Below are 22,443 nucleotides of genomic sequence, written 5' to 3' on the forward strand. Positions count from 1 at the left end.
AATTTCAAAACGGCAACCAACCAGAGAAAGGTAAAGCCATGAAAACACTAACACAGATCACGCTGGTAGCTTTGGCACTTGCAGTCGCCGGATGCACCGAACCCGGGCACTACTCTGTCAGTGGTGAAGAATGCGGCCCGAATGATCCGGTTCTTGAACTGGATGCGAATGACTGCGGTGTACCGGGCATATAGGCAGATGTCGCGTGGCCCTTAATTCGGCTCTGCCTCACTTTGTGTGGTCAAACGGTAGCATTCTTGCCCGCAACAATTCTGGGCCGGCCCGACCGTACATGGCGCGTTTGAGGGTTTTCAGGCGGTTGATCTGACCTTCCGCCTGGCCGTTGCTCCAAGGCATCTCAATCGCGTTTTTGACCGCATCGAAGTCCCGGTTCAATGTGCGGGCAAAGCGCACGATCGGCACCAACTCGGTTTCGATTGCGTCGTCGATCCATGCAGGGAGCGGGCCTGCGTCGCGCCCACGCATGATACCGTTGAACCGCATGGCGAGGCTGCGCATCGATACGAAGGCGGGAGAGCGGGTCTTGAGAGCATCGACTTTACGCGCCTGATCCGAGGTGAGCTTGCCGCGCGGTTTGATGCACAGCGCGGCCGCGATGACCGGGGAGATCGCGTGCCCCGTTTCCGGGTCCCGAACCGGCTCCAGGATCTTGTGTTCTACCTTGGGATCGCTCGCTTGCTGTTCGGCTCTGCGCCAACCCGCCAGCAGCCGCTGCAAATGCGACTGGCTCCCCTCGTAACCACGCTCTTGGATCAGACTGAAAAGGGCGCTGCCAGTTCGAATGCCCTCCTTCCAGCTTTGGCTCAGGAACTCTTCAAAATACCATGGCGAACTCGGCTTCAAAGCGGCCCGCCTGCGGTCCGGTGGTGTTTCGAACTGCAGCCATTTCGCGATGCTGCGACGCGGAAACCCTGTTCGCCGCCCGATCTCGCTGCAGGAAAGTCCCTGATTTCGGAGCGCATGGATGGTGGTGAAAATCTCTTCCCGGGACGTCCTGTGCGCAAGGCGGGACTTCAGAAGGCTTCCGGCTGCGGTGATGTTGTCGGCGTCGGACAGCAGCGCCCTGCCGGTGGCACGGCCGTGAAGGTTCATCTGCTCCTCGATGGCCTGCCGCAGGTTATGCACGATATGGAACCGGTCGGCGACCTGCTTTGCCTGCGGTGCCCCTTGCCGGGCAGCCTTGGCGTAGAGACCGCACCGATCTCTGCTGATCACTTCCACCTCGGGGTGTCGCTTTAGCCAGTTGGTGCAGGTGACGACATCTCGATCCTCGAGGATGTCGATGACCACGCGACGCTCCAGATCCACGATGATCGTGCCGTAGGTTTGCGATTTCCGCCAGCTCCAATCGTCGATCCCGATGATTGTCGGCGCCTCGGTGGTGCCTTGAGCACACCTTTTCAGCTGCCTGAGCACCGTGTCATCGCTGACCCCAAGGCCCAAACGATGCAACAACCGCTCCGCAGGCCGTCCGCCTATCGCATGCCCAAGATGGCCGACAATCTCCCCTACACGCGAAGTACGACGTGCAAATGGACGCGCAATCGAGCTGATCTGGTCCGAGAAAGTCCGGCGCGGGCAAGCAGGCGCCAAACATCGCCAACGGCAAACTGCGAGATCAACCGTTACCGCGTCTCCATGCGCGGGATAATCCTGCAGCCACCGACGCCGCCAGCCATGACGTCGGCGTGAATGCAATCCACAGTCTGGGCAAATGCCGTTGGGTGCCAAGACGCCAGATACAATCCACCCGCCGGATTCACTTCGTTCAACGCTTTGAACTGCAACATCGCTGCCCGGCGACCAGTGCTTCTTCGAACTCACAACTATCCCTCCTGAATTTTCCAGTTTCAGGATAGTTGCGCCACACAAAGTGAGGCAGAGCCCGATAAGTTGATAAGGAGCCGGTTCGCGGACTTCATCAGGGCCAGCGGCATAAGGGCCGCGAAAACAGGCCGGACAAATGACCGCTACGCAAAAAGATCACGAACACAAAAGAAAACTCTTGCAAAACAGGGGCTGTCCACAAATGGCAATCCCGGCCAATGTGTTGAGTCTAGGTTGGGTCCTTAGTCGGTCCGACCGAATTTGCGCATCAGTCCTGCGAGCGCGGCCAGCGAAGCGATCAAACTGCCGTAACTGATTACAACGACTTTGAGCCCTAACAATGGCACCAAAAGCCCGGCTATCACGACCGGCAAACCGAATGCCAGGTAGCTGATACAGAATAGCGCTGCGAAAGTTTCTCCTCTGACATCCTCGGGCACCAGCGGAATAATCGAGCGGATGAAGCCATAAAAGCAGGTGCCAAAACCCGCCCCCACAACGGCGAGCGCACTAAGGTAGAGCACTAAGTTTTCGTATTGAATTCCAAACAAGGTGGCGAGGGTTCCCATTGCGAGCGCTGCGGTGCCGAACAAAATGACCTCACGAGCAGAGTAGTTGCGCGCAATAAAACAAGCCAGCGCACCAACCCCAGCCAGCAGTGCGACCACGAACCCTTGGACGATCACATTTTGAATACCAAAAACCTGTGAGATGATGAGCGCGCCAAGCGACAGATACAGCCCCCCTGTGGCCCAGCCCGCGAATAGCGCCGGAGCGCCACGCCAGAAGGTGCCCCTGACTTCGATCGGGAGGCCAACGCGAGGCTTCAGCGCCTGCAACAAGCCTTCATGCCGTGGCGATGTTTCGGGCAAGCCCCATGTGGCCAGCGCCAGCACCAGGCTGGCCACGGCAATCCCGGTGAATATATCAAATTTTGGCTCGGTAAGGTACTCCATCGCGAAGCCGGATATCAAGGCCCCCAGGGCCAGCCCGACGAGGGGGATGACTGAATTACAGATCGCCGCGATGCCCTTGAATTCAGGGGGTTCAAGATCCGTAATCGCAGCCGACAGCGTAGACAACAGAAGGCCGCATGCTACGCCCTGTACTACTCGAGCCAATAACAACGCAGACACAGAACCTGACAATTCGAATCCGGCGGCGGAAACAGCGAGAAGCACGAACCCCATCGACAGAACAGGGCGTCGCCCGACATGATCCGAGATTGATCCGGCCACTAACAGTGTCGCAAGAAGGGCAATTGCGTAGATTGCGAATATCTCCGACACGACCAAAGACGAAAAACCAAGTTGCTGCTGCAAGAGCGGATAAAAAGGGGACGGCGCGCTCGCGCTCGCCATCATCAGAGCGCTTCCGGTAAGCACGATTGCGAAACCAGCGCGCTCTCTAGCCTTGGGTGACATCACAATCGTGGTCATTTTGGAATGCAGTCCTTCAGGAGGGTTCGAAGTTTATCGAACCTTTCTCTAGTTTCTTTCTGCGGAAGGTTCAAGTATATTCGAACCATGAGTATCTTACCCGACACTGCCAGCCCCGATCTTGCGCACCCGCAGGAACAGGAGCTGCAACTGACGCAGGTCTTGTTCGCACTCAGCGATCCGGGCCGGTTGGACATCGTGCGTCAGCTCCGCGACGGCCCGGTCGAAATGGCAAACTGCAATTTAATGGACCCGGAAGTGGCGAAATCCACCAAGTCGCACCTGTTCAAAGTGTTGCGCGAAGCAGGTGTGATCCGGAATATCCCCAAGGGGCGAGGTCGCCTGCTTTCACTGCGAAGAGATGCGCTTGACCGTCGCTTTCCTGGTTTGCTGGAAGCAGTGCTGAACGCAAACTAAGGGCGTGCCGCATCGATTTGCGTATGCATTGCTTGTTTTTCTGGGCTGGATGTCAAAGCTGCTAACTGGTGTGCATGCTGGCTAGCGCCTTTCCCGCTCCGTTTCACAGCGCCGCTCACAGCCCTGTGATTAGAAAAAGCTACGCCACCCATAGACGACCGGTCTAATGAGACTATATCTGGGATCATGGAACAGAAAAACGACACCCGCTCACAGATATTGACCACAGGACGCCGCCTGACAGCCAAGCAGGGCTACACAGGTGTCGGCCTGAGTGCGCTCTTGAAAGAGGCCGGCGTTCCGAAGGGGTCGTTCTATCACTATTTCGCCTCCAAGGAAGCTTATGGCTGTGCGCTGCTGAATGATTTTATGACGGAGTATGGCACACGCCTGAACGCGTCGCTTGCGCATCCGGACATGGATGCACGGTCTCGGTTTCTGACCTATTTCGAAGAGTGGCGGAAAAAACAGATCAGCCCCAACCTCGAAGACCGGTGCTTGGTCGTCAAACTGTCCGCAGAGGTTGCTGACCTCTCGGAGAACATGAGCAATATCTTGCAGAAAAGTGTGTCCGAAATCGTCGCGCGCCTGACGGAGACCCTTGAACAGGGAACGGACGATGGCACGATCGCCGCGCTTGAAGACCCCCGCTCCACGGCAGAAATGATCTACCACATGTGGCTTGGAGCCAGCCTCGTCGCGAGCCTCTCGCACAGTGAAGCCCCGCTCAATTCCGCTATGAATGCCACAAAGGTGCTCGTTCCAGGACCATAACCCCAAAAATTTTGACACATCGATAGACGACCAGTCTATTCGCGAAAGGAAGCTCATGAAAATCTTCTACAAAACCACCGCAACGGCAACAGGGGGCCGCTCGGGAACCGCCGCCCTCAACGATGGCAGCTTTTCAGTCCAGATGGTTCGCCCGGACAGTGGCGAGGCGGGGGTGAACCCCGAGCAGTTGTTCGCGCTTGGCTATGCGGCCTGTTTTGATAGCGCGATGGAAATGACCGCAAAACAACTCAAGCTTGATGCCAAAGCGGCATCAACGTCGGTTGAGGTGGGCATCGGCCAACGCGCCGAGGGCGGATACGGACTTGATCTCGACATTACCGCACATCTGCCGGGCATGACCCGCGAGGATGGTGAAAGACTTGTCGAAGCGACGCACCAGGTCTGCCCATACTCCAACGCCACACGCGGAAACGTTGACGTGCGCCTGCACATTGAAACTGAAGGAAACTGAGCCCATGAACAATTTTGACTTTCGCAATCCGACACATATCATATTTGGCAAGGGCCGTATTGCGGATCTAAAGGATCAGGTTCCGGCTGAGGCAAAGGTGCTGATCCTCTATGGTGGAGGCAGCGCGGAGAAAACAGGCGTCCTTGGTCAGGTGCGTGCGGCACTTGCGGGCCGGACCTTGGTCGAATTTGGCGGCATTGAGCCCAATCCGCGCTTCGCCACTGCGCTGAAAGCTGTCGAGGTGATTGGCCAAGAAGGGATCACCTTCCTGTTGGCTGTCGGCGGTGGTTCCGTTATTGACGCCACCAAATTTATCGCGGCGGCGGCCAAATATGATGGCGACGCCTGGGACATCCTGACATCTCGCGGGTCGGTCATCACGCAAGCGCTGCCCTTTGGCACCGTGTTGACCTTGCCCGCCACCGGTTCGGAGATGAACTCTGGCGCTGTGATCACCAATCCCGAGAAGGGCGCTAAGCTTCCGTTTGGTAGCCCACATTGCTACCCGGTTTTCTCGGTGCTGGACCCCGAGGTCACTTACACGCTGCCGCCCCGTCAAATCGCGAACGGCGTGGCCGACGCGTTTGTTCACATCATCGAACAATATCTGACCTATCCATCCGCCGCGCGCGTTCAGGACGGTTTTGCCGAAACCCTGCTACGCACCCTGATCGAGCTTGGGCCCAAAGCCCTTGAAACGCCGGAGGACTATGACGTTCGCGCCAACCTGATGTGGACAGCAACGCTGGCCCTGAATGGCCTGATCGGCGCAGGTGTCCCGCAGGACTGGGCAAGCCATATGATCGGACATGAGATTACCGCGCTCAATGACACCGACCACGCCCGCACACTGGCTGTCGTGTTGCCGTCACTGATGAACGACCAACGTGGCCCCAAACGCGAGAAACTGCTGCAATATGCTGCCAATGTTTGGGACATCCGCGAGGGATCTGATGATGCGCGGATTGATGCCGTGATCGAGGCAACACGCGGGTTCTTTGAACAGATGGGCATCAAAACCCGACTCGGCGATTACGCAATTGCTGCACCTGAAATTGATCTTATCGTCGCCGCCTTGAAGGATCACGGCATGACCGCCCTTGGCGAACAAAATGCCATCACCCCCGAAGATGCCCGCCGCATTCTTGAAACAGCCTTGTAGGAGATGATGACCATGGCACAGACTGAAACAGTAAACCGCCAGCTTGTGTTGGCGGAACGCCCCAAAGGCGAACCGACCAAGGACACGCTTCGCTTGGTCGAAGGGGACGTCCCCTCCCCCGGTGCTGGGCAGATGCTTCTGCGCACCGAATATCTGTCGCTGGACCCTTATATGCGGGGGCGCATGAGCGATGCGCCATCTTACGCCGCGCCGGTGGAAATTGATGGCGTGATGGAGGGCGGCACAGTGGCTCAGGTCGTCACCTCAAAGGTTGATGGCTTTGCGCCGGGCGACTGGGTGCTCAGCTTCAATGGCTGGCAGGATTACGCGCTGTCGGATGGCACGCGGATCACGAATCTGGGCACCTCGCCTGCACACCCGTCTTGGGCGCTCGGTATCATGGGTATGCCCGGATTTACCGCTTGGGCGGGTCTGACGCAAATTGGCGCGCCAAAGCCGGGCGAAACCATCGCCGTGGCGGCCGCAACCGGCCCTGTCGGGGCCACTGTGGGCCAGATCGGCAAGATCCTTGGCTGCCGCGTGGTCGGCATCGCGGGCGGGCCAGAGAAATGCGCCTATGCGGTCAATGAGTTGGGTTTTGATGCCTGTATCGATCACAAGGCAGATGACTTTGCCGAACAGCTTGCAAAGGCCAGTCCCGATGGCATCGATGTCTATTTCGAAAATGTCGGCGGCAAGGTCCTCGACGGGGTCATCCCGCTGTTGAATCCAAACTCACGGGTGCCGGTCTGCGGATTGATCTCTCAGTATAATGCGACTGACTTGCCCAAAGGACCGGACCGGATGAATTGGCTTATGGGTCAAATCCTGCGCAAGAAGATCAAGGTGCAGGGCTTCATCATCTTTGACGACTTCGGCCACCTCTACCCGGATTTTGCCAAAGACATGGGGGCGTGGATCGAAAGCGGCCAAATCAAGTACCGCGAAGAGATCATCGACGGTTTGGAAAATGCGCTCGAAGCCTTCATTGGCCTGCTGAATGGCGAAAACTTTGGCAAGCGCGTGATCCGCGTCGGCCAGAAAAAATAGGAAAATAACATGAAAATTCTGATGGTACTGACATCCCACGACACACTCGGGGACACAGGCAAGAAAACCGGCTTCTGGCTGGAGGAGTTTGCGGCCCCCTATTACGTCTTCAAGGACGCCGGAGCAGACATTATACTGGCCTCGCCCAAAGGGGGACAGCCGCCGATTGATCCGTCCAGCGACAGCGCTGACGCACAGACCGACGACACCCGTCGGTTCAAAGACGATCCAGAGACGCAAAAGCATCTTGCGACGACGCTGAAGCTTTCGGATGTAACCGAAGACGGGTTCGACGCCATCTTCTATCCGGGCGGCCACGGCCCTTTGTGGGATCTGGCCGAAAGCGCGGACAGCAAACGCCTGATCGAGGCCTTCGCCGCCGCCGACTTGCCTGTCGGCGCAGTTTGCCACGCCCCCGCCGTGTTCCGCCACACCCAAGGCGCGGACGGCAAACCGCTGGTGTCTGGCCGCCGGGTGACGGGTTTTACCAACACCGAAGAAGAGGCCGTCGGCCTTACCGATGTTGTGCCGTTCTTGGTGGAAGACATGCTGAAAGCCAATGGTGGCCAGTATGAAAAAGGGGCGGATTGGGCCAGCTTCGTGCTGTGTGACGGAAAACTCGTCACCGGCCAGAACCCCGCCTCATCCGCCACCGCCGCGCAAGAGATCCTCGGGCTGCTGAAGTAGGAGAAAAACGATGGTCGACCTGATCCTGCACCACTATGAAGCCTCTCCCTATTCCGAAAAAATCAGAACTTTGATGGGCTTCAAGGGGCTGTCATGGTCATCGGTCATCGTGCCTCCTATTGCGCCAAAGGCTGATCTGCTGGCCTTGACGGGTGGCTACAGGCGGGCCCCAGTGCTTCAGATCGGGGCGGATATCTACTGTGATTCCGCCCTGATCGCCGCCGAGCTTGACCAGCGGTTTCCGGCGCGCGCCCTTGCCCCGAACACTGTGGGCACAGCAACCCCGTTGCTCGACAATTGGGCGGACCGCATTTTGTTCTGGCAAGTGGTTCGTTACAGCATGGGTCTGTGCGCTGATGCCGTTCCCCCAGCCCTGATCCATGACCGCGAGGCGTTTTGGGATCACAAGATTGATCTGGACGGCCTGAAAGTGGATGTCGGCTATCATCGCGGCCAAATTACAACAGGGCTTGGTTGGCTTGAGAACCTGCTGGGTAGCGCCGATTTCTTTGCCGGGGACACGCCCGCGCTGACTGATCTGGCACTCTATCATGTGGTTTGGTTTTTTGCCAAAGCTGACACAGCCGCCAGCGGCAGCGGTCTATCGCTGTTCCCGGCATTGTCGGCATGGATGGCGCGCATTGCGGAGTTCGGTCACGGCACACGAACCGAATTGGCGCCTGCTGAAGCGATCAACATCGCGCTTTCGGCGCCCCCCGCCCCCCTTCCAGAAACGGGAGCTGCACATCCCGCGATAGGCGCGCCGGTACAGGTTCTGGTCGATGAATTCGGCACGGAAGTCATCGACGGTACGCTGGCCCATATCGACGACACCCGCATCATTCTGCATCGGGACACGCCACAGGTGGGAACGGTTGCCGTGCATTTCCCGCGACACGGCTATCCGCTTCGTACAACTCTAATCCAAGGGAAAGACACATGAAAATACTAAGTCTGTGTGGTCGATTTAACGCCATACTGGTGACCGCTGCGGCCTTGCTTGCCGCATCATTCATTGCTCTCCCAATCCAGGCCGAAATCTCAGCCCAAGCCAATATTGAGATTGAGGCCACCTCGGATATGTTTGGCTGCATTTATGATTTCCCCAAAGTGCGCAACACCTTCCTGTTCCATTCCGACCCAGAAAAGCTCAAGGAAGCCATCCGTATTTTTACCGACCGCGTGCCTGATATCGAATACCCGGTCGGCACGGTGATGCAGCTTGTCCCGTTTGAAGCGATGATCAAACACTCGAGCGCAGACTACCCGGACAGCAATGGCTGGGAATTTCTTGCCCTCGACGTGACGGCGGAGAGCACGACGATTACCAGCCGGGGCGATCACGCGGTCAACTTTGAGGGGCGTGAGTGCCTGAGCTGCCACGCTGCTGGCTTTGAGTACGATTTCGTTTGCGAGAAAGAGCACGGCTGCGAGCCACTGTCTATCGACGACGAAGAGATTGCTGCTTTTCAGGCCGCTGATCCTCGTTGCACACAACCCTAATTCAAGGAGAAAACACATGAAAACGCGTAATCTGGGTGGCGGACTGGGATCCGTATCAGCCATTGGGCTTGGCTGCATGGGCATGTCCGAATTCTACGGCCCGACCAACCGCGATCAATCCTATGAAACGCTGGACCGTGCGCTTGAATTGGGTGTCACGTTCTACGATACCGCCGATACCTACGGTATCGGCGCGAATGAAACCTTGTTGTCGGATTTCGTCCGGCAAAACCGGGACAACGTCACGCTGGCGACCAAGTTCGCAATCATCCGATCCGACGATCCGGCCGTACGACACATCGACAGCAGCCCGGCCTACATGAAACAGGCGGTCGAGGCGTCGCTGAAACGTCTGGGGATTGATCAGATCGACCTCTATTACGCGCATCGCCTTGATGGGGTGACCCCGATCGAGGACACGGTCGGAGCGATGGCCGATCTTATCAAAGAAGGTAAGATCAGGGGGATCGGGTTAAGCGAAATCTCCGCACAAACTTTGCGTCGGGCAAATGCGGTGCACCCGGTTGCGGCGGTTCAGACAGAGTATTCGCTGTGGTCGCGAGACCCAGAGGCAGAGATGCTGGCCACGTGCGCCGAATTGGGTACGGCTTTTGTACCCTACAGCCCGCTTGGGCGCGGCTTTCTGACCGGCAAGGTCACCACACTAAGCGACCTGGCTGATGATGATTTCCGGCACACCCAGCCGCGCTTTGCCGATGGAAATCTGGATCAGAATCTGAACTTGCTGGAGCAATACCGTGCCATCGCCGACAGCGCCGGATGCTCGCCTGCGCAACTGGCGCTCGCATGGGTCTTGGCCCAAGGCGATCATATTGTTCCGATCCCGGGCACCAAACGGCGCACCTATCTTGAAGACAATATTGGGGCCGCCGATGTCACACTAACCGAGGACATTCTCACCCGCCTCGACACCTTGTTCCCACGCGGCGCTGCCGCTGGCGACCGTTACACGGAACAAGGGATGCAGATGACCAATCTGTAGATCGGAAACCCTGCATTGCAAGCTCGATTGGCGGCGCAGCGCCTTTAACCTAAGCCCTGCGCCGCCGCCACAAATTCGCCCCCAAAACGACCGGATCAGGCGTTGGCCACATCCGACACGCCCAAAGCAACCGGCCCACCCCTTTGTCCCAAATTCACTCTCCTGCCAGTGTCGCGTAGCCCTTAATTGCGAGACGGAAAATTAAACAAAATCAATGGCCAAGCGTTGCCCTTAAATGTGATATTTTGCCTTTAAATCCGAGATTTTTGCCGCTAAAGGTGAGACGGGGCTCACAGGGCTGGTCGATCAGTGGCGAAGCAATACGATAGTGAAGAAGCTGAGGTTATCGGCGCAGAGGATCAGCGTCGAGCAATGGTCCTGCGCCCATTGGTTCAGGTCTATCTCTCTGGGACCGGCAGCTTGGAAAGCGGGATCCGTGATGCAGTCTGGGAACTCGGGGTAAGCCGTGCGACGGTCTGGCGGTGGATCCGGCGGCTTGCCGAAGGGGGCGGTCGGACCAGTGCGATTGTTCCTCGGAAACGTGGCCGACCGTCAGGAACCGTGATGGTGTCTGACGAGGTTGAAGCGATCATCGAAGATCACCTCACGCGATACTACTTGCGGCGAGAGCGTTCCAGCTTGGCGCGGGTTGTGAGCGAAATCCGCAATGCTTGCGGTGAGCGAGGGTTTCAGCGGCCCACGCGTCGGACAGTTCAGCGGCGACTTGATGCAATTGATGCGCGCGAAGTCATCAAAGCGCGCGAGGGTGCGAAGGCTGCGCGGCAGCGCTTCGCGCCGGTGACGGGAAAGAACAAGGCAGAACTGCCGCTGGACGTCGTGCAGATCGATCACACGCCGGCAGATATTATCCTCGTCGACAGTTTCGAGCGCAAACCGATCGGCCGACCTTGGGTGACATTGGCAATCGATGTGGCCAGCCGCATGGTGACGGGCTACCATGTGAGCTTCGAGGCACCGTCTCGTTTGTCAGTGGCCTTGTGCCTTACGCGGGCCGTTGCTCCCAAGGCAGAACTGCTGACCGACCTTGATTGCGCCGTTCCGTGGCCTGCGCAGGGCAAGCCGCACAGCATTCACGTCGACAATGGTCGCGATTTCCGGTCGCAGGCCTTTCAGTCGGCATGTGCTGAATGGGGGATCAATCTGGTCTACCGACCGCCGGGAAGTCCGCACTTTGGTGGGCATGTCGAGCGGCTGATCGGGACCATGATGGGTGCGGTGCATCTCCTGCCGGGAACAACGCAGTCGTCGGTCGCGGCCAAGGGCGGCTATGATGCGGAAGCCATGGCGGCGATGACCTTAGGCGAGTTCGATCGATGGTTTGCCTTGGAAATCTGCCGCTACAACAACAGCATTCATTCGAGCCTCGGCTGCACGCCTGTCGCCAAATGGGAAGCGCTTGCCGGGGAATTGTCCGGCGACATCCCCTTTGACATGGAGGCATTTCGGGTGAGTTTCCTGCCAAGTGAGCAGCGGCAGGTTCGGCGGGACGGTATCCATCTGTTCGACCTGCGCTACTGGTCAGACGCTCTGGCTGGCTATATCGGTCGCCGGGACGGAAAGGTGGTTGTCCGCTACGATCCCCGCGACCTCTCGGCCGTCTGGGTCGAACTGGATGGCGGCAGATGCGTCGAGGCCCGGTACCGAAATCTGGAAATTCCACCAGTGTCGCTCTGGGAATACCGCGAAGCCATGCAAAAAGCACGGGCCATGGGAAAGGTGGGCACGAATGAGTTGGTGCTCGCCGAACTGATCCGGCAGCAACGCCAGATCGAAGGCGAAAGCCGACTTCTGACCAAAGCAGAACGCCGTTCCCGTGAAAGGAAATCCGCACTGAACGGCGCGGCTGTCGATGATCAAGCATCCGAGGGGCTGCGACCGGTCGACACGAGTGATACATCGCGCCCCATGTTCAAGGTGGAGCGCTGGTGAATTGAGGGCAGAAACAGAAGAAGACGGACGCATCGCCCTCATTCAATCGGACATCTGGATCGGCTTTCCGCGCGCGGAACAAGTGCTGGCCCGGTTACAGGGGCTCATTGAAATGCCAAGGCAAACCCGCATGCCTGGCCTTCTGGTGCACGGAGCCTCAGGCATCGGCAAGACGATGATCGCTCGCAACCTGTCGCGCCGCTACGCGCCGGAATACGATCCGGAGTCTGGCATTACCCACACTCCGTTGCTTCTGCTGCAGGCGCCGCCCGCCCCGGACGAGCGGCGTTTCTATCTCCACATCCTTGCGGCCCTCGGCGCCCCTTCGTCGACGCTGAGCCTGAAGGCCCAGAGTGTTGCATCGTTGGAAGTCCGGGTCGTGGGCCTTCTGCGCGACCTCGGGCTGCGGATGATCATGATCGACGAAGTTCACAACCTTCTGGCGGGCACACACCGGGAACAGCGCAGGTTCCTCAATGTTCTAAGGTACCTCAGCAACGAACTGGAAGCATCACTGGTCTGCTTCGGTGTCAGTGAAGCAGTCGATGCCATTCGAGGTGATGTCCAACTGGCCCGGCGGCTCGATGAACATCACCTGCCGAACTGGCGCGATGATGCCGAGTTCTCGGACATGATCCAGACCTTGATCGCAGCGATGCCGCTTGCGAAAAAGTCCAACCTGAAAGTCCGGTCGCTCAAGCAGATATTGGCACTGACCGGCGGCGTGACTTCGCGCATCTTTGCCTTGGTCAAGGACCTGTCCATCGACGCGATCGTCACCGGCGAGGAGTGCATCACCGATGAATCCATCGCCAAATGGACACCGGTCTGGTCACGCCACGCGAACGCCCAACGACGGCTCGAGAAGTCGGGGGTGTGACGTGTCGCCCACTACCGAAGACGGTTGCGCCGTTACCGGATGAGTTGCTTTCGGGTTGGTTGTCGCGACTGGCTGCTTCCAATCACTGTGAGGTTTCGGAACTTCTGACACATCTTGAAATCGACGCGCGGCACGTTGCGGCCCTCGACTATGATATCGATGTAGTGGCTGTGGATAGGATTTCCATTGCGGGGCGCATAGATCCTGTGTGCGTGCCATCCATGACCTTTGCGGCGATATCGGAAGCAGATATGCGGTTGATCGCGCAGGTGCCGTTCCAGGCTTGTCCGGCCTGCGCTGTTTGCGGCCTTTCGCTCAAACACTGGCGAATGGCATGGGCGTTCGATTGCCAACTTTGCGGTACTCGGCTTCTTCCGCTGCACGTCGGACAGAAGGGCGAAGCAGTTTCAAAGAGGCTTGTTGATCGAGCCCGGAAAGGGGCAGGGGTATTGGAACGCGCCGCTGTGTCCGGTGGTGCGCGTCAACTTCGCCGAACCTTGCGGGCGGTCACTTTCGCAATGGGGTTGCAAGCCCTTCGCGGAGATCCGGCCTTCGCGCTACAAAGCCCCAGACCGAACGTAAGGCTCTTCTGCCTCGCCGCCATTGCTGCCGCCCAATCACGTCCTCTGGCAAAGGCCGCATTGTTCAGCATGGGCGTCGACGACTATGCGCGGGTTGCCTTGCTCCGCACCTACGACAAGGAGCACCGCCTACTTGCAACCATCGACAAGATAGCACAGCAAATGCGGAAACGTACCAACCTGCCAGACCTTGCGTCTCGCATTTAACGGCAAGAAATGTCGGCAAACGCGCCGCGTCTCGGATTTAACGGCAACGCGACAATGGGCGTGATCCGCGTCGCATGAGCAGAGGAGCAAGCAGATTGAAATCGATTGAGATTGGATGTCGGCCAAACCGGCGCAAGGTTCTTGCTGCCGTCCTCGGTAGCGGCTTAGCCACGGTGTTGCCAAGGCTTGTGCAGGCTGCAGTCGATGGTGATCCAGCGGCTCTGGCCTTTGATGGTGATACCATCCTGCTGGCAGATCGAGGGTTGTTCGTCAGTGACGATGCCGGCCAGACTTGGACCGCGGCAGAGACACTGGGGAACGTGCTGTCGCTGGCGACCCATCGCGACCGGCCCGGCCGTGTGGTTGCGGGGTTGGCCGAGGGCGGTGTCAGCATTTCCGAAGACGGGGGCGCTTCGTGGCGTATCTTTGAAGCTAGGCTGCCTGACGGAGAAATCACTGCCGTTGCTATCGCCTCGCGGAACCCGGACATGATCTATGCCTCGCTTCGCGGCGACGGGTTGTGGAAGAGCGAAGACGCCGGTGCAACCTGGTCGCTCGCCATGGACCGCCCCTGGCTCGACGACGCAGAGCGGGAACTTCTTTCTCTGGCTTCGGTCGAGCTTGAGACCGGCATGGGCGGGATCTGGATCTATGCGGGCACCGAGGTTGGCCTAACGCGGGTGCCCGATTGCTTTTGTCGCTGGCAGGACGTGCAGCCAGGCAATGCGATGGACGCATTGGTTGCGGGTGAAGCCCCACCGTCCGAAGCGCCATTGCCAGGAGGTGAACCGATCCTGTCGCTGGCCAGTGCCCCCTCGGCGCCGGAAGTGATGTATGCCGCGCTGCGTTCGGGCCTCTGGGCATCGCAGGACGGCGGAGTCATCTGGCAAAAGCGGGCGAGCAAAGCTGCGACCGCTGTTGCGGTTCATCCAAGAGACGAGACCTACATCGCTGCCCTGTTGGGCGGCATCTTGAAAATCAGCCGTGACGGCGGCGCAACCTGGATCGAAACAGGAGAACGATGATGGAGAAAATGATGCAGAGAAGAAACGCGCTTGGTCTGATTGGCAGCGGCATTGTCGGAATGGTGGGCCTGACCACATCGGCCTGGGCGCAAGCGACCGGCGATGTGGCGCCCGGTCTGGCGGGCAGCGAAAGGCAGATCACCATCTGGCGCGATCCGGGCTGCGGCTGCTGTGATGCCTATGGGGATTATCTCGAAGAACACGGCTTTACCGTAACGCGTGTGGATGACCGCGACTTCGACAAACGCTCGGTCGAAGTCGGTGTGCCCGCCCAGGGCATCGGCTGCCACTTGGCCGAGATCGACGGCTACTATGTCAGCGGTCTCGTCCCCGTCGACATCATCGAGCGGCTGCTGGAAACCCGTCCGGCGATAACGGGTATCACCTTGCCGGGAATGCCCGCGAACGCACCGGGCATGGCTGCGGTCAAGTCAGGCACGCTCAGGACCTACGCCTTTGGCCCGGAAGGAATCTCAATCTATGCCGATGAATAAGGGGCCGAAAGATCGATCGGCGAAGTGTACGGTCAGGCGGTCAGTGCACCTCGCTGCCCTAGTGTCCGCGCTCGCGACCACCGGCGTTGTGGTGCTGGCCCAATCGGAACCGGTTGACCCGCGTGTCGAGGGACTGACGTTTTTGGGAGAGCCCGTGCTTGCATCCCAGGTCATGGCAGGGCAACAGCTTTATGCGGACAACTGCGCCAGTTGCCATGGTGCCAGCCTCGAGGGTCAGCCCGATTGGCGTCGCCGTCTTGACACAGGAAGAATGCCGGCCCCGCCGCATGATGACTCAGGCCACACTTGGCACCATTCAGACCGCATGCTTTTTCAGATCACTAAAGGCGGGGTCGGGGCCGTCGTGCCGGGATACGAGAGCGACATGCCGGCCTTCGGAGAGGATCTGACAGACGCAGAGATCGCGGCTATCCTCGTCTACATCAAGAGCACCTGGCCTGAGCGACAACGTGAGTTCCAAGCCGAAGTTTCGGCCAATGACACGGGCGGGTGAAGATCGACAGGGTGTCAGGATAGTATCTTTCGACCAAAACCGATCCACCGGGGGACCAATTCGGCAAATCTGTCCTACTCCGCCCCCTGACTCCCGCTTTACCACGCTAATTCGGACCTGACCTGGTTGGCCGTTAACCCGCCCGCAAGGCAAGCATGTGCTACCAGGGTCGCGTGCATGCGTTCACGAAAATTTGCCCTTGAACCTCTAGCCACTAGAAGTCCTATCTATTCAAGGAGAACATATACCGTTCTTGCCATCAATCGTCGGCGGGAACCGAAAGGGTACGAAATGCTGACAAGACGACACTTCATTCAAACGACAACAGCGCTCTTTTCGGCGACTGTGGCCAACCCTGTGTTTGCCGATAGCTGGCCCACCGAAGCGCAGAAGGCTGAATGGGACGCGCAAGTCAGCCCGCCCGGCTTCGATCCGGCCACGTCAAACCCTTGGGGACTACACCCACGTTTCTTGCCTCAGCGTGTGGACGCGAAGGACGGCCTCGTGCCAGGAGACATCCATGTCGATGCGGTTGCGCGATATCTCTACCACATTGAGGAGGGTGGAACCGCGATGCGCTACGGCGTGGCGATCGCGCGGGGCAACCTCTACGAGCCAGGTGTTTATAACATCAAGCGCAAGGTCAGGTGGCCGCACTGGACGCCGACACAGAACATGATCGAGCGGGATCCTGAAAACGCAAGATGGGCCGACGGGATGGAACCCGGCCCTCAAAACGCCTTGGGATCGCGGGCGCTCTATCTCTATGTCGGAGATCGCGACACCTATCTTCGGATACACGGCACACCCTATCCGAGAAGCATCGGCGGTCGCGCGAGTTCGGGTTGCGTGCGGATGGTTATGGCACACATCAACGAGCTCTATCCGAACGTCGAGATTGGATCGACAGCACATCTTTATTCGGCTGAGGACAGTGTTACCGCGAGAAGTTGAATGAGGTAATTAGCTTTGAGCGAAATGATGTGACGTGCGGGTCGTCGTCACGCTTCCCGCGCGACGCAGATCGGATTGCCGTTCACCGTGCGCAGCGGCAACAAGGTCGTTTCAACGGGGCCGCTGTGTTCGTACCAGTAGCACCCGTCTTCCGGCACCAAGCGCGCGGTTGCAACATCCTGATCCGGGGCAGCCATTGCAATCACAGCTTCGGGAACGTTGCCCGGCTGGTCTGCCGAGTCGCCCGATCCAGTCGGCTGGATTGCGCACCCGGCCGTAAGCGACAGCGCCACTGCAAACATTATTTTTTGCTTCAGCATCAAAACCCGCATCAAGCTTCCTTTCGTGTCTGTTTTTTCTTTGCATCGGCTTTTCATGCCTCAAGGCGTGATGGAGCCGGTCGCCGCATCCTCTAGCAATAAAACAAACTGAAATACCACCGTATTTTGCTCTTGAAGCTCTAGCTACTGTAGGGGCTATGTCATGGTAAAGCACCCGAATCCAGAGGTCCATTCATGCCGCCCGACACCCATCGTCACGACCACGATCACGCCGAAGATGCCCAGACAAGCGGCGGCAGCTGCTGCGGGAGCGCCGGAACGTGCGGCGACATCGTTCCGGCGACCCCCGCGCCAGCGGGCGGGCGCAGTTTTCAGGTGTCCGGCCTCGATTGCGCCGAGGAGGTAGCAATCCTGAACAAGGTGGTCGGCCCGAAGATCGGCGGGGCCGAGCATCTCGCGTTCGACGTGATCAATGGGCGGATGACTATTCTCGACAGCGCCAAGAGTTTATCGGACGGCGAAATTGCAGAACTGGTCGCAAGCACCGGCATGACCGCCAAGCCTTGGGATGCCGAGAACGCGTCGGTCGACCAGGCGGCCCATCTTGCAAGACAGCGGCTGTTTACGGCGCTCAGTGGAGGCTTCTGGGCCGCGGGATTTCTGTGGCACATCATCGAGACCGGCATGGGCGGGGCGCTCGGCCTCTTCGCGGGTCACGGCGAAGCGCCGATGCCACTGGTCGAGGCAGGGCTGTTCGCGGTTGCGATCCTGTTCGGTGTCTGGCTCGTGGCACCCAAGGCATGGTCGTCCGCTCGGCGGCTGTCGCCCGACATGAACCTGCTCATGGTGGTCGCCGTGGCCGGTGCCATCGGGCTTGGCGAATTTTTCGAGGCGGCGACAGTCGCGTTCTTCTTTTCGCTCTCGCTCTACCTCGAAAGCTGGAGCGTCGGGCGTGCGAGGAATGCGGTTTCAGCTCTGCTCGACCTCGCGCCGCCGACGGCAAGAGTTCTTCATGATGACGGCTCGGAAGCGGACGTTCCGGCTTCTGCGGTTGCTATCAACGCACGTTTCATCGTGCGCGGCGGAGACCGCATCCCATTGGATGGTGAGGTTGTCGATGGGGCAGGGGCCGTCGATCAGGCGCCGATCACCGGAGAGAGTGCGCTGGTCCCAAAGGAACGGGGCGACGAAGTCTATGCCGGTACGATCAACGGCGAAGGCACACTGACGGTGCGCGCCACGAAGGCCGCCTCGGACACCGTGTTGGCCAAGATTATCCGCATGGTCGGCGACGCCCATGCCCGCCGCGCGCCGGTGGAGCAGTGGGTGGCGAAATTCGCCCGCATCTATACGCCTATCGTCATGGCTCTCGCCATTGCAATTGCCCTGCTGCCGCCGCTCATTTTCGGGGGGGCCTGGGATTATTGGTTCTACAATGCACTCGTGCTGCTGGTGATCGCTTGCCCATGCGCTCTGGTCATCTCGACACCGGTCTCCATCGTCGCTGCACTCACCGCCTCAGCGCGGGCCGGGGTGCTGATCAAGGGCGGTGCATATGTTGAGGCACCGGGCAAGACCACTGCACTGGCCATGGACAAGACCGGCACGATCACCATGGGCGAGCCCGAGGTGGCGGCGGTGCATCCGCTGGGCAAAGCATCGGCGCAAGATCTGATGACCCTCGCCGCTGGGCTGGAGGCACGTTCCTCGCATCCCTTGGCGCGCGCCATTCTTGCGCGGGCAGAAGCCGACGGCATCAAGGTATCCGCCGCGGAAGATACCCGAACCGTTCCGGGCAGGGGACTTGAAGGACGCACAGACGGCCGGTCGATCTGGCTGGGGTCGGACCGGTTTGCCGAGGAGAAGGGTTTCGGCGACGCCATTCCGAAGGATTTGCGCGACCGCATCGAAGGGGCTGGCAGCACCCTTGTTGCCGTGGGCGACGACACCGGTGTCACCGGCATCTTGGAATTGCGCGACCGTATCCGCCCGGATGCCAAAGGCATCGTGGCGCAGCTTCACGCGCAGGGTGTGAAGACCATCGTCATGCTGACCGGTGATAACGAGCGGACAGCGCGCGCTGTTGCAGCCGAGGTCGGCATCGACGAGGTCCGTGCCGAGCTTCTGCCCGAAGACAAGGTGACTGCCATCGAAGAACTGGTCGAAACGCATGACATGGTGGCCATGATCGGCGACGGGGTCAACGACGCCCCGGCCATGGCGCGCGCGCATTACGCCATCGCAATGGGTGCCGTTGGTTCGGACGCGGCAATCGAGACGGCGGATATAGCCCTGATGACCGACGATCTCGGCAAGGTGCCTTGGCTGATCGGTCATTCGCGCCGGACAATGTCGATCATTCATCAGAACATCGGTATTTCCTTGGCGACCAAGGGCGTTTTCGTTGTCGCTACCGCGTTCGGACTGGCATCGATGTGGGGCGCGATTGCAGCCGACGTAGGAGTGTCATTGCTGGTGGTGGCCAATGCCCTGCGCCTGCTGAACAGCCAAGAGGCCAAGGCGCCGCCGTCCGGCGGTGAGCAGGTTGGCCCACAGATGGCAAAGGCCGCGCTTGCCCACGGACATTGATCACGCAGCATTTGCAAGGTAACGTAATGTCCATAACAGACCTCACGAAAGAGGCATCGAGCAGTGAAAACCATCCGATTTCCCCGCCGCGCCGTCCTGTTGGGCGGGCTGGTAGCGTTTCTGTCCGGGTGTGCCAGCAAGTTCCGCAGCTATGACGGACCCGAAGTCACCCGTGTTCGGCTTTACAAGGGACAGCGCTTGCTTGTTCTCGACGGAGCCGATCGCGTCTTGCAAACCTATCCGGTCGGGCTGGGTTTCGCTCCTGAGGGTCACAAACAATTCGAGGGGGATGGCCGGACTCCGGAAGGAGTTTACACAATCGACAGGCGAAACCCCAACAGCACCTACCATCTTTCGATTGGCATCTCTTATCCGAACGAGGCCGACATCGCCTTTGCCGAAGCGCAGGGCCTTTCCCCCGGCGGCGACATCTTCATCCATGGTGGCCCACGCCCCGGCATCGACCCGACAAATGTCCGCGACTGGACAGCTGGCTGCATCGCGGTCACGGATCGGGAGATCGAGGACATCTATGCAATGGTGAAGGACGGGACACCTATCCACATCTTTGCATGACGGTCTTTCTCATGCGGCGGTAGTGAGCCGTCGCATTGGCGCCATTGCCCAGCTCCACGAAGCCAAGATGAGCGCCAACAGCATCCAGTCCCCGAAGCTCGCGTAGAGTGTCGGCGGTCGCGCGGAGGGCAGGCTAGCGTCGATGATGCCCGTTTCGCCGGTATCGAGCCGCGCAACGATCTCTCCGCTCGCGTCGATGACCGCAGAGATGCCCGTATTCGCGGCTCGGATGACTGGAAGGCCTTCCTCTACGGCGCGCATACGTGCGGAAGCCAGATGCTGCTCGGGTCCGATGCTGGTGCCAAACCAGGCATCGTTTGTCGCGTTGAAAATCCAGTCCGGCCGGAACAGGTCGTCGACCACATGCCCTGGGAAGATGATCTCATAGCAGATCGCCACGGCGACCAGCGGCACACCCGGAAGCGCAAGCGTTCTCGGGCCCGGTCCGGGCGTAAAATCGCCCAGACCCGCCGTGAGCCGCTCGATGGGCAACCAGCCGCGGAATGGCACATATTCGCCGAAGGGCACGAGATGGTGTTTCGCGTATCCGGTCAGGATCTCGCCGGTCTCGTCAAATGCCTGGACCGTGTTGAAATATCGGGTGCCATCCTCGCTCGGTACACGGTCCGGCACACCGGTAAGCAGCACTCTGCCGTCTGGTAGCGCTGCGGCAATGCGGGCCCGTGCCTCCGTATCCTCATCGAGGAAACCCGGAAAGGCGGTTTCCGGCCAGAGAAGCACGTCGAAATCGCCGGGCCGGGTTGAAAGCTCAAGATAGCGCGCGAAGGTCGCCTCGCGGTTCTCGGGAGCCCATTTCTCCTCTTGTGGAATGTTGCCCTGGACGATGCGCAGGTCGACACCGGGTGGCTGTTGTGCATCCGACTGGAGGCGCAGCGTGCCGACAGCCCACATCGTCGCGATTCCGGCCAGCGCCATGAGCGAGATGGTCAATCGTTGCCGCCCGGACGCCATAGCAGCCGCGCCAGGGAGTACCGCGACGAACACGGTGAGAAAGCTTAGCCCATAGCTTCCGACCCAGGCGGCGGTCTGGCGAAGGGCGGCGTAGTCTACAAGTGCGTAACCGGCCAGGTTCCAGGGAAACCCTGTCAGAACGTGACCACGCAACCACTCGGCCACGGTCCAGGAGGTCGCGAACAGGAGGCAGGCCAAGAGACTGCCCATGGCTCCGCGCCGCGCGATTTCGGCAAAAAGCGCAGCGGCAATGGCTGGGAAAATCGCGAGACCTGCGGACAATCCCGCGACCGCCGGAATCGCCATCGTCCCAAACCGCTCGGCCTCGACGTAGAAACTTTCCGCGATCCACCAAATCCCGAAACCGAACTGGCCGAGACCAAACGCCCAGCCGACGAGGAAAGCGCGCCCGAAGGAGAGATCGCGAAGCCCGACAAACAACGCGGAATAGGCAACGGGAACGAGCAGGAGAATCGAAAGAGGCGGGAAAGTCAGAACGGTCATCGCCCCGGCGGCGAAACCAAGCGTCATCCGCGAAAGCAAACGGTGGCGCAGAGCGATGCGGTTCAGAATTTCCGGCTTCACGACTTGATCGAACGCCGCGCGCTGATCCATGGCGCGGCGAGCAAGAGCCCCACGCCACTGACGACAAATACATCGGCCAAGTTGAAGGCAGGCCAATGTGTTGTGCCAATGTAGAAATCGAGAAAGTCTGTTACAGCCCGATACCGCACACGATCGATGACATTGCCCAGGGCTCCGCCAATGATCGCACCGTAGGCAAGCGTTTCCACCGCATTGTCGGCGCGAAACAGCATAACCCCCAGCCAAACACAGATGGCAAGAGCGAAAGCGATGAGGCTCCACCACGGCGCGCCGCCCAACATCCCGAAAGTCACGCCGTCATTACGATAAAAGACGAGGTTGAATCCCGGAAACACGGGAATTCCGGCGCTTAAAGTGACGGCATTCGCAACGACAATGGCTTTGGTGATCTGATCGATCGCGAACGCAGCAAGTGCTGCGAAGACGCCGATCATCGGAGATACCTTGTTTAGTGACATT

The 22,443-nt window shown here is 59.3% G+C and carries 24 protein-coding genes; 19 read left to right on the forward strand and 5 right to left on the reverse strand.

Annotation, left to right across the window (positions count from 1 at the left end):
- The first annotated feature begins 38 nt into the window (after positions 1-38).
- Positions 39-194 (forward strand): hypothetical protein, encoded by a 156-nt coding sequence (locus tag O3306_RS15955; protein ID WP_272009123.1) that lies wholly within the window; start codon positions 39-41, stop codon positions 192-194.
- A gap of 34 nt (positions 195-228) precedes the next feature.
- Here O3306_RS15955 and O3306_RS15960 read toward each other — a convergent pair whose 3' ends face one another.
- Positions 229-1,845, reverse strand: a complete 1,617-nt coding sequence (locus O3306_RS15960) for an ISL3 family transposase (RefSeq protein ID WP_442970011.1) — start codon at positions 1,843-1,845, stop codon at positions 229-231.
- Positions 1,846-2,090: 245 nt separating this feature from the next.
- Positions 2,091-3,287: an MFS transporter gene (locus O3306_RS15965; protein WP_009573559.1), complete on the reverse strand. Its 1,197-nt coding sequence runs from the start codon at positions 3,285-3,287 to the stop codon at positions 2,091-2,093.
- Positions 3,288-3,374: 87 nt separating this feature from the next.
- On the opposite strand from O3306_RS15965, the gene O3306_RS15970 reads away from it, so the two are divergent.
- From O3306_RS15970 to O3306_RS16045, 16 genes are all read left to right on the forward strand, one after another.
- Entirely contained in the window at positions 3,375-3,704 is a 330-nt protein-coding gene (locus tag O3306_RS15970) for an ArsR/SmtB family transcription factor (RefSeq protein ID WP_009573560.1), read from the forward strand.
- A gap of 186 nt (positions 3,705-3,890) precedes the next feature.
- Positions 3,891-4,478, forward strand: coding sequence for a TetR/AcrR family transcriptional regulator (locus tag O3306_RS15975; protein WP_207077645.1), 588 nt, complete (start codon positions 3,891-3,893; stop codon positions 4,476-4,478).
- Between the two features lie 55 nt (positions 4,479-4,533).
- Complete coding sequence (locus O3306_RS15980; protein ID WP_272009250.1) at positions 4,534-4,950, forward strand: organic hydroperoxide resistance protein; 417 nt, start codon at positions 4,534-4,536, stop codon at positions 4,948-4,950.
- A gap of 4 nt (positions 4,951-4,954) precedes the next feature.
- Positions 4,955-6,112: an iron-containing alcohol dehydrogenase gene (locus O3306_RS15985; protein WP_272009127.1), complete on the forward strand. Its 1,158-nt coding sequence runs from the start codon at positions 4,955-4,957 to the stop codon at positions 6,110-6,112.
- A gap of 12 nt (positions 6,113-6,124) precedes the next feature.
- Positions 6,125-7,162: an NADP-dependent oxidoreductase gene (locus tag O3306_RS15990; RefSeq protein ID WP_058241279.1), complete on the forward strand. Its 1,038-nt coding sequence runs from the start codon at positions 6,125-6,127 to the stop codon at positions 7,160-7,162.
- A gap of 9 nt (positions 7,163-7,171) precedes the next feature.
- Positions 7,172-7,849 (forward strand): type 1 glutamine amidotransferase domain-containing protein, encoded by a 678-nt coding sequence (locus O3306_RS15995; protein WP_095588253.1) that lies wholly within the window; start codon positions 7,172-7,174, stop codon positions 7,847-7,849.
- Positions 7,850-7,859: 10 nt separating this feature from the next.
- Positions 7,860-8,792, forward strand: coding sequence for a glutathione S-transferase family protein (locus tag O3306_RS16000; protein ID WP_272009135.1), 933 nt, complete (start codon positions 7,860-7,862; stop codon positions 8,790-8,792).
- On the forward strand, positions 8,789-9,352 hold the full coding sequence (locus tag O3306_RS16005; RefSeq protein ID WP_050525844.1) for a hypothetical protein: 564 nt from the start codon (positions 8,789-8,791) through the stop codon (positions 9,350-9,352). Before O3306_RS16000 ends, O3306_RS16005 begins: the two co-directional genes overlap by 4 nt.
- A 16-nt stretch (positions 9,353-9,368) precedes the next feature.
- Positions 9,369-10,355 carry an aldo/keto reductase gene (locus O3306_RS16010; RefSeq protein WP_272009141.1) on the forward strand — a complete coding sequence of 329 codons (987 nt, stop codon included), beginning with the start codon at positions 9,369-9,371 and terminating at the stop codon, positions 10,353-10,355.
- A gap of 564 nt (positions 10,356-10,919) precedes the next feature.
- A complete protein-coding gene (locus O3306_RS16015; protein WP_272009143.1) occupies positions 10,920-12,305 on the forward strand; it encodes a Mu transposase C-terminal domain-containing protein in 1,386 nt (461 codons plus the stop codon).
- Positions 12,265-13,185, forward strand: coding sequence for a TniB family NTP-binding protein (locus tag O3306_RS16020; RefSeq protein WP_272009146.1), 921 nt, complete (start codon positions 12,265-12,267; stop codon positions 13,183-13,185). Before O3306_RS16015 ends, O3306_RS16020 begins: the two co-directional genes overlap by 41 nt.
- Positions 13,122-13,973, forward strand: coding sequence for a TniQ family protein (locus tag O3306_RS16025; RefSeq protein WP_272009149.1), 852 nt, complete (start codon positions 13,122-13,124; stop codon positions 13,971-13,973). Before O3306_RS16020 ends, O3306_RS16025 begins: the two co-directional genes overlap by 64 nt.
- A 188-nt stretch (positions 13,974-14,161) precedes the next feature.
- A complete protein-coding gene (locus tag O3306_RS16030) occupies positions 14,162-14,998 on the forward strand; it encodes a WD40/YVTN/BNR-like repeat-containing protein (RefSeq protein ID WP_272009151.1) in 837 nt (278 codons plus the stop codon).
- Positions 14,998-15,492 (forward strand): DUF411 domain-containing protein, encoded by a 495-nt coding sequence (locus tag O3306_RS16035; protein ID WP_043772565.1) that lies wholly within the window; start codon positions 14,998-15,000, stop codon positions 15,490-15,492. The genes O3306_RS16030 and O3306_RS16035 overlap by 1 nt, the downstream gene beginning before the upstream one ends.
- Positions 15,485-16,006, forward strand: coding sequence for a c-type cytochrome (locus O3306_RS16040; RefSeq protein WP_138919430.1), 522 nt, complete (start codon positions 15,485-15,487; stop codon positions 16,004-16,006). Before O3306_RS16035 ends, O3306_RS16040 begins: the two co-directional genes overlap by 8 nt.
- Positions 16,007-16,297: 291 nt before the next feature.
- Positions 16,298-16,960, forward strand: a complete 663-nt coding sequence (locus O3306_RS16045) for a L,D-transpeptidase (protein ID WP_009503854.1) — start codon at positions 16,298-16,300, stop codon at positions 16,958-16,960.
- A 47-nt stretch (positions 16,961-17,007) separates the two neighbouring features.
- On the opposite strand, the gene O3306_RS16050 is transcribed toward O3306_RS16045, so the two are convergent.
- On the reverse strand, positions 17,008-17,292 hold the full coding sequence (locus O3306_RS16050) for a hypothetical protein (protein ID WP_043772563.1): 285 nt from the start codon (positions 17,290-17,292) through the stop codon (positions 17,008-17,010).
- Between the two features lie 183 nt (positions 17,293-17,475).
- On the opposite strand from O3306_RS16050, the gene O3306_RS16055 reads away from it, so the two are divergent.
- Both O3306_RS16055 and O3306_RS16060 read left to right on the forward strand, forming a co-directional pair.
- Positions 17,476-19,830, forward strand: coding sequence for a heavy metal translocating P-type ATPase (locus O3306_RS16055; RefSeq protein ID WP_018001712.1), 2,355 nt, complete (start codon positions 17,476-17,478; stop codon positions 19,828-19,830).
- A gap of 63 nt (positions 19,831-19,893) precedes the next feature.
- Entirely contained in the window at positions 19,894-20,406 is a 513-nt protein-coding gene (locus O3306_RS16060; RefSeq protein WP_018001713.1) for a L,D-transpeptidase family protein, read from the forward strand.
- Positions 20,407-20,415: 9 nt separating this feature from the next.
- Here O3306_RS16060 and lnt read toward each other — a convergent pair whose 3' ends face one another.
- The gene (gene lnt, locus O3306_RS16065; protein WP_018001714.1) at positions 20,416-21,993 is read right to left on the reverse strand and encodes an apolipoprotein N-acyltransferase; all 1,578 of its coding nucleotides are present in this window, start codon (positions 21,991-21,993) and stop codon (positions 20,416-20,418) included.
- A complete protein-coding gene (lspA, locus tag O3306_RS16070; protein ID WP_018001715.1) occupies positions 21,960-22,418 on the reverse strand; it encodes a signal peptidase II in 459 nt (152 codons plus the stop codon). Before lspA ends, lnt begins: the two co-directional genes overlap by 34 nt.
- Between the last annotated feature and the right edge of the window lie 25 nt (positions 22,419-22,443).

The organism is Roseovarius sp. ZX-A-9 (assembly GCF_028369135.1).
Lineage (GTDB): Bacteria > Pseudomonadota > Alphaproteobacteria > Rhodobacterales > Rhodobacteraceae > Roseovarius.